This window comes from Pseudonocardia sp. (genome assembly GCF_025465255.1).
Classification (GTDB): Bacteria; Actinomycetota; Actinomycetes; order Mycobacteriales; family Pseudonocardiaceae; genus Pseudonocardia.
Map to the genome: position 1 here is coordinate 19,419 of NZ_JAODNI010000150.1, position 7,960 is coordinate 27,378.

Annotated in this window: 3 protein-coding genes; all 3 read right to left on the minus strand. The window is 71.9% G+C overall.

What is annotated here, in order from left to right; translation table 11 throughout:
• Nucleotides 1-31: 31 nt before the first annotated feature.
• Nucleotides 32-2,254: an ATP-binding protein gene (locus JWP64_RS18410; protein WP_297498704.1), complete on the minus strand. Its 2,223-nt coding sequence runs from the start codon at nucleotides 2,252-2,254 to the stop codon at nucleotides 32-34.
• Between the two features lie 41 nt (nucleotides 2,255-2,295).
• Nucleotides 2,296-3,699 (minus strand): hypothetical protein, encoded by a 1,404-nt coding sequence (locus tag JWP64_RS18415; RefSeq protein ID WP_297498707.1) that lies wholly within the window; start codon nucleotides 3,697-3,699, stop codon nucleotides 2,296-2,298.
• A 1,504-nt stretch (nucleotides 3,700-5,203) separates the two neighbouring features.
• Nucleotides 5,204-7,960 (minus strand): DNA internalization-related competence protein ComEC/Rec2 (locus tag JWP64_RS18420; protein ID WP_297498710.1); only part of this gene is annotated, 2,757 nt, incomplete at its 5' end.

Genomic DNA, 7,960 nt, shown 5'->3' on the forward strand with positions numbered 1-7,960 from the left:
AGCCTCTCAGCCGGCGTTCGCGTCAGGCGGGTCAGCACTGTCCGGGATGCGGCCCCAGGAGCACTGTCGCATCTCGGCTTGCGGGCCCCGAGCCGTCGGCCGACAGGGGGATCGAGCCCTCGACGGTGGTACCGGCTCCCAGCCGGGAACTGATCTCCAGCCGACCACCGACCGCGCTCATCCGGGCCTGCACGTTGCGGAGCCCGCGGCCCGACGACCCCGGCTCCGCCCCGAGGTCGTATCCCGGCCCGTCGTCGCGCACGGTGAAGCACAGCCGCTCGGCGACCTTCGTCAGGCGTACCGCCACGGCCGCGCCAGGCGCATGCTTGTGAGCATTGCTGACCGACTCCAGGCAGCAGAAGTACACGGCGGCCTCGACGTCGGCCGGGAACCGGTGGTCGGCGTCGAGGCCGCCGAAGTCCAGGGTGACCGGCGGGTGCCCACCCGATAGCTCCAGCTCCAGCGCTGCCGCCAGACCCCGTTCGGACAGCAGAAGGGTCGACACCCCGGTCACGGTGTCGGCGAGCACCGCCTCCACCGTCTCGATCTGCCCGGGCATGTCGTCGAGCTGGTTCCGGGCCTGGTCGAACTGCGCAGTGGCGACCCGGTGCTGGACCAGGCCGAGGGCGAGACGCAGGGCCACCAGACGGTGCTGGGCGCCGTCGTGCAGGTCACGCTCGATCCGCCGTCGTTCACTGTCCATCTCCGCAACCGCCCGGCGCCGCGACGCCGCGATGTCCTCGGCGTGCGCCACCGCGGTCCGGAGCTGGCGCTCTAGCTCGAATCCGGCCCGGTTCGCCTGTATCACCACACCCAGGCTGTCGGCGATGTTCATCATCAGGCGGCGTCGTTCCGCGTACATGCCGACGACTGCGCCGCGATCCACGGCGATCGACCCGATGCGCTCCTCGCCGTGACATACGGGCACCTCGACCAGATACTCGGTGCCCGGGTCGGTGCCGTCCTCGATCCATGAGTAGCTGCGGTCGGGCAGTCCGGGCCGGACGACGGTCAGTCGGCAGCTGGTCGCCCCCAGGCTTCGTGCGATGGCCTCGGCGACTCGGGCCAGGTCCGGAGCGTCCCTCGGGGTGAGCCGCGACAGTGCCGCGAGGCCGGCGAGCACGCTGTAGGGCGTCGGCCGAGTCCCGTAGAGCAGCCGGTCGACCAGCCGCTCGGCGCGCACGTGTACGGGTAGGAACGACAGCGCTTCCAGCGCCGTGGCGAGCGCCGTGACCAGAACGAAACCGCCCAGGATGCCGGAAATGATCGAGGCGACGAGCATCCCCTCGACGACCACGAAGCCGCCGCCGACCAGCGCCACCACCAGCGTCGTGGTCAGCGCCAGGCTCAGCACCTGTTCGGCGTTCCACAACCCCGTCCGCCGCGTCGCGACCAGCACGGCTGCGGCGATCGCCGCCGATGCGAAGCGGGCGAACCAGAACAGCAGCGCGGTCGGCTCCCCGCTCTCGCCGCTGCCACGTGGCGTCGGATCGACGATTGTCGCGGGGGGCCAATACGCCCCCGGGAAACGCAACGCCAGCAGTGTGACCAATCCCAGGGCGGCCACGATGGCGAACACGGTCGCCAGCAAGGCGAACAACATCCGGACCTGGCTGCGCTGCTCCATGGTCGTGCCGGGGCGGGTCTGCCGCCGCGCCAGCGCGGCCAGCACGACCACCGGGACGAGAAATCCGAAGAACAGCACCGTGCCGATGCTCTTCGAGATGAGTCCAGCCTCCTCACCGACCAGCATCAGCGCGCTGACTCCCACGGCGACCAGGATCTTGCGCAAGTCAGAACCCGGGCGCCGGAGCCGGCCCCGGGGGAAGAGCAGCAGCCCCAGGAGGTAGGTCACGTAGGCCACGCCGCTGAGCAGACGCTGGGGCAGATTCCCTACGGGCAGGGCTCCCGCGGCCTGCACCGCGACCGCCCCGGCGTTCGCCTGCAGGTTGAACGCGCCCGCCGAGGCGACCATCGCGATCGTCAGCAGCCGGATGGGCCAGTTCTGTGCGCGCGAGGCCAGCAGCATCGCGGCGATGGCCAGGTTGAGCACACTGAACGCGTAATCCGGGGCGGCTTGGGCGAGTGGCTCGCTGTGGGGCACCGCCTCGAGCAGCCCGCGCGCCCATGAGTGACGATGCGCCCCGGCTTCCGCCAGAGCTGCCTTGACACCCGGAACGGCCGCCGCGGCCACCACCACCGCACCCAGGGCCAGCGAGCCGGCCGAGAAGACAGCGGACATCCCCAACAGCACGGCATAGCCCACAGTGGCCGGCCGGGACGGACCACGCCCCCTCATCGCACTTCCGCTATGACGGCGTTCGACTCGACGAGCGGGGGCTCGAGCCGGTCGGGCAGCCAGGCCCGCAAGGTGACCATCCGGCCCGGTGCTGCCCCACCGGGGGTCGCGACGTCGGAGCCCGGTTCGCATGGTGTCCCCTCGGCCCCGACTGCCGGCTCGTCGGTCAGGTCGAGGTCTCCACCCAGGGCCGCGAGCCGCTCCGTGTCGCCGGCGAGTGCGTCACGCAGTTGCTCCGCGGTGACGGCGGGTGCGGCGTCCTCGATCTGCACGCTCAGCCGGCCGGGGGTCTGTTCGAAGTGCACCAGCAACTCGCGCTCGGCCGGCCGGCAGGCCAGCTGCTGCACCGCGCAGGCCGCGACGTAGTAGATTCCGGACTCGATCTCCCAGGCCAGCCGTCGGCTGAGCTCGCCGGTCAGCCGCACCGGCCGCGGCAGGTCCGCGGCCAGCTCGTCGAGCGCCGCCACCGGTCCCTGGTCGCGCAGCACCGCCGGGTACACCCCACGAGCGATCACTCGGAACCGGTCGGTCAAATCGTCCAGCCCGATGCCGGCCCGTTCCAGGGCATCCTTCGCCCTGTCCGCCCGTTCCCGCCCGGGGTCGAGGTCGGCCCGCACCGCGAGCACCTCGGTCCGTAGCGCCGCGAGCCGATCCGTTGTCGCGTAACCGAGCTCCATGATCAAGCGGTGGCGTTCGACCGCGCGGGCCCGGGCGAGCCGCTGTTTGGACGCCTCGAGCTCGGCAGCGAGACTGTCGACCCGGCGAATTCGCTCCGCCACCTCGGCGTTGAGAGCCACGCAGCGCAGCAGCAACCCGGCGCCGTTCGCCATGTCCTGCATCAGCCGGTGGTCCTCCGGCGTGATCCCGGCATCCGGCTTCTCGATGGCCAGCGCCGCGCGCAGCACCGTCCCCTCGAGTACCGGGACCACACAGCCGGTGCCTGTTCGGTCGAGCAGGACGGCGAGGTTCTCGATGGTCGGCGGTCCGGTGCCTTCGGGCGGCTGGGCGGCCGCGCTGTGAAGTCGGTCGCCGACGGCGAGCCACACCGCGGTCCGGCTGGCCCCGGTACCGTCCGCCAGCACCTTTGCGAGGCCGGGGAGAGCCTGCTTCAGGGAGGCTGCTCGCATCTGCGTCGCGGCCGCCGCCAGGGCCGAGTACGGGCTCACCTCACGGTGGTGGGTCAAATGGCCGATCAGCCGGTCGACCCGCGGCCGCATCACACCGAGCCCGACCACGCACACTGCCGCAGCCACGAAGGGCAGCAGTACGGCGAAGGGCCCGAGTACCGGCGACTTCCGAAGCACGTAGCTGCCAATCCGCACCACGCAGATCAGGACCGCAGCGACGCAGATACTGATCAGCAACGGCCGCGCGAGCTGCGCCACGATCGTCCGGTTCATTCCGCACCACCGGTCCCACCCGGATCCCCCGTCCGGCTGCTACGAGGCACCCTAGGCCCCCTGTCGGACGGTGCCAAGGATGCCGCACACTGCAGTCACCCTCGCTTCCTCGCGGTGAAGTATCCTCCACGATCGATGACTCCCACCATTCCCAGCAATAAGTCGTGGCTGGAGTGGATGCAATCAAGCTCGTGCGAACAGGGGAGTTGAAGCGAGCATCACAAGATGCGGCAGATCCTCTTCGGGTGGCGACGTTCACCATGGCGGGAGATTGCTGGCAGGTAACCGTGAGAAGTGTGGTTCCGGTGACCTCGCTGTCCGATGGCGGGTACCGATCGAGTGGCGAAGGTCGACCGAGTAAAGGCGTCCGTGCCCGGAAGTCGAACAGCGGATACGGTTGGAGCTCCATGATGGGATTCACTTCATAAAACCGTTATCCGGTGTTCGGCTTCGTCGAAGACGTGGCGTACACGGCGTGGCCGCGGAGGGGATACCGTTGCCGAAGCCGGCGTGACCGAGAAGCTGCGTGAGGCGCTCGTACTCCGACGGAGGATATGTACTGGCGGAGGGCATTCCCGGTCGCCGAAGCCAGGTTGGCGCGGTCGACGGTCGGGCGGATCTGGGCGGCCGTCGGGCTGAAGTTCCACCAGGCCGAGACCGTCAGACTGTTCGACGATCCGCAGGTCGTCGGGCCGGATTCCTCGACATCGTCGGGCTGCTCCACCTTTGTCCGCCGTAGAGGACGCTGGCCCTGTAAGGGGACGAGAAGAGCCGAATCCAGCCGCCGGACCGTTCGACGCTGATTCTGCCGACAATGCCGGGGAATGCCCCGGCGGCGCACCACGACTGCGTCGGGCACGGCACCACAACGCCATTGGCCGCCGTGGACACGCCGGCGGGAGGTGGCCAGCTCGACCCATCGCCGTCACCGCGTACTTCATGCCCACTCGGCCCGTCCTGGCTCGACTTGGCCGAATGCCGGTTTGTGCTACTGACCGGCAAGCAGCAGTTCCATCGCGGTTCCGCAGTAGCTCGAGGTCCTCGGACGCGGCATCCGCCTGGGTCATGCGGTAGAACGCCAAGCCGGTCCGTTCGTCCGGACGATGGCGCGATCTGTACGTAGAACTGCGTACGGTCGAGAGCACTCTGATGCTCAAGCCGGCACCTACCCACCCCATGGTGTAGCCCGGTCCGCACGGGGACGTCGCGCCAGCCGTCCGGGCCCTGCTGGCACCCCCACGACCCGGCGATCGACGGCGGTCCTGGGTGTGGCGCCGGGAAGATCCACATAGACCGCTGGTCGATCAGCAGCTTCCGGTCGCCTGTCGGAGGGCAGGGAGGGTTAACCCTCCCATGGAGACGGGTGTCCCCCCAGCCTCCCGGGGGCGGACCCCGTAGCGACGTGGATGTGATGTGGGCACGCTGGATGGGAAGGAGTGGGCCCGGAGGCCTGCAGGAGACGACGAGCCCTGGCGAACGGTCGCCGACAACCGACCGGTGGGGTTCACCCCCACGTGGAGGTAGGGTTCGCTCCCGGTGTTCGGGGGTGTACTCCCTCCCGTTGTTGATGCGCGGCTGGCAGTCTCATCGAGGAGATGAACACCGAGAAGAGAAACCCGGGCCTGGGCCCTGCAGGAGACGTCATGGCGAAGAACTTGAGCTGCTGCGAGCTCAAGGCGCAGCAGCATGTGGCGTCGCTGGTGAGGGCCTTCCTCGTGATGGCCTTGCTGGTCTCGGCCTTGCTGGTCTCGGCACCGACGGCATGGGCCGCTACCGACCTCGTCGGTGCGATGAGCAGCGGCGGCGTCCACGGTGCTGCCCAATCGGCGTGTGATACTCCGATATGGGTTCCCAAGCCGCCCGGCTGTCCCCCCTGATGCAGCGACTGATACTGCCGCAACCTCAAGACCCTCGTCGCGGTGTCCGGCCAGGTCGGCCCGACCGCGACCGTCCCGTCGACCCGCAAGGCCGTGCGCGAGGCGCTCTTCTTCCTCGACGACTGACCCGCCCGGACCGTGGCCCGCCCCGACCTCGGGGCCGGCCTCGTCTGCGGGGGGGCGGGTAGCGGGCTGCCCCGCGCGACGAGCTCAGGTCCCCGGTGCGTGTCCGGATCGGCCACGACCGCGACGTCCCCGGACTGGTCCGTGCGCCGCACCGTCACCCCGGCGCGGGTCAGCGCCTCCATCAGCCCCGGGTTCGGGTGCCGGTAGCTGTTCCCCGCGCCCACGCTGACGAGGGCGGCCCGCGGCCGGACGGCGTTCAGGAACTGCAGGCTCGAGTAGCGCGACCCGTGGTGCGGAATCTTGAGGACGTCCGCCTGCAGCGGCGAGCCCGACGCGAGCAGGTCCGCCTGGGCGTCGAGCTCGACGTCGCCGGTCAGCAGCACGCTGCCCGCGGGCGTCTGTGCCCGCAGGACGACCGAGGTGTCGTTGACCTGCGTCCCGTCGTCCGGGTCGACCGAGGCCACCGGGTGGACGGGCGCCAGGACGTCGAGGACGAGCCCCGGCCAGGTGAGCCGCCGTCCGCGGTCGAGCTCGACGAGCGGAGCTCCGGCCGCCGCCGTCTCCCGGCCGACCCGCTCGAACGCCCACCGGGGCTCGCGGGCGGGCCCGACCGCCACGCCGGAGACCGCGCGGCCGCGCAGCGCCCCGGTGAGCCCGCCGATGTGGTCCGCGTGCAGGTGGCTGAGCACCACCAGCGCCAGCCCGCGGACGCCGAGCCGGCTCAGGCAGTCGTCGATGAGGCCGTCGTCCGGTCCGGCGTCGACGAGGACGGCCCAGCCCGGCGTGCCGGTGGCGAGGACCAGCCCGTCGCCCTGCCCTACGTCGCAGGCCACCGCGGCCCAGCCGGACGGCGGCCAGCCCGGTTCGCGGACGCGGGTCGGGATCAGCACGAGCAGCAGCCCGACCAGGATCGCCAGCAGCAGCGCGCGCCAGCGCGGGGACCGGAAGAACACGAGCAGGACCAGCAGGATCCCGGCGAGCAGCACGGCCCCGAGCACGCCGTCGGGCCACGGGACGACACTGCCGGGCACCGCCGCGGCCCGGTCCGCGACGAGGATCAGCCAGCCCACGGCCGGCTTCGCCAGCCAGGCGCACGCCGTGGCGACCTCCGCGCTCAGCGGTGACAGGATCGCCGCCAGGACCCCGAGCACCGTCGCCGGGGCCACCGCCGGCACGACCACCAGGTTCGCCAGGACCGTCACCAGGCTGACCTGACCGCTGAGCCCCGCGATCAACGGCGCGGTCACGAGGCACGCGGCGGCCGGGACGGCGAGCGCCTCCGCGGCACCCGGCGGCACCCCACGGCGCCGCAGCGCGCGGGCCCAACCGGGCGCGATCAGCACCAACGCCGCCGTGGCCGACACGGACAGCGCGAACCCCGCGTCGACGGCGAGCGCCGGATCCACCAGCAGCAGCAGGAGCACTGCGACGGCCAGCGCCGGGACCGCCGAGCGGCCGCGGCCGAGCGCGAGGGCGAGCAGCACCACGCCACCCATGACGGCCGCGCGGACGACGCTCGGCGACGGCCGGGCCAGCACGACGAACCCGGCGATCGCGAGCCCGCTGAGCAGCGCGGCCAGCCGGGGATCGGCCTTGGCGCGGCGCAGCAGGAACAGGACGGCCCCGCCCACGATCGCGAGGTTCGCCCCGGACACCGCTGTCAGGTGGGTGAGGCCGGCGGCCCTGAAGTCCGCCTCGACCTCGGCCGTCTGGTTGCGGGTGTCGCCCACCGCGAGGCCGGGCAGCAGGCCCGCCGAGCCCTCCGGGAGGGCGCGCGCGGCCGCGTCCCGCAGGCCGTCACGAAGCGTTCCGGCGGCGGTCTGCCACCAGGGTGGCGGGCCTACCTCGGCGGCCGGGCCCCGGACCCGCAGGACCGCGATCGTGAGGTCCGAGCGCTGGGCCGGCACGAGCAGTCCCTCGGCCCGGACCTCCTGGCCCGGCAGCAGCTCCCGCCAGCCCTCGGCCGGGGCGATCAGCAGCACGTTCCCGCCGGACGTCCAGCGCCCGTCGCCGACGGAGACGGACACGAGCTCGGCCGCCACGAGCACCCGGTCCCCGCCCGGCGACGCGCCGTAGCCCGCGGTGGTGATCGCCCGCGGATCGTCGGTAAGGACGACGCGCATGGTCGCCGCGGACCCCCGTTCGGCGGCCACCCGGAGCGGATGGCCCTGCACCTGGACCGCGTGGGTGGTGATCAGCACCCCGGCGGCGAGCGCGCAGCCCGCGGCCGCGAGCAGCGCCGGCCCGGTGCGGCCGGG

Excerpts from the sequence above, each read along its gene's own strand:
- JWP64_RS18415 (WP_297498707.1), bottom strand. The coding sequence starts at position 3,699 with ATGAACCGGACGATCGTGGCGCAGCTCGCGCGGCCGTTGCTGATCAGT.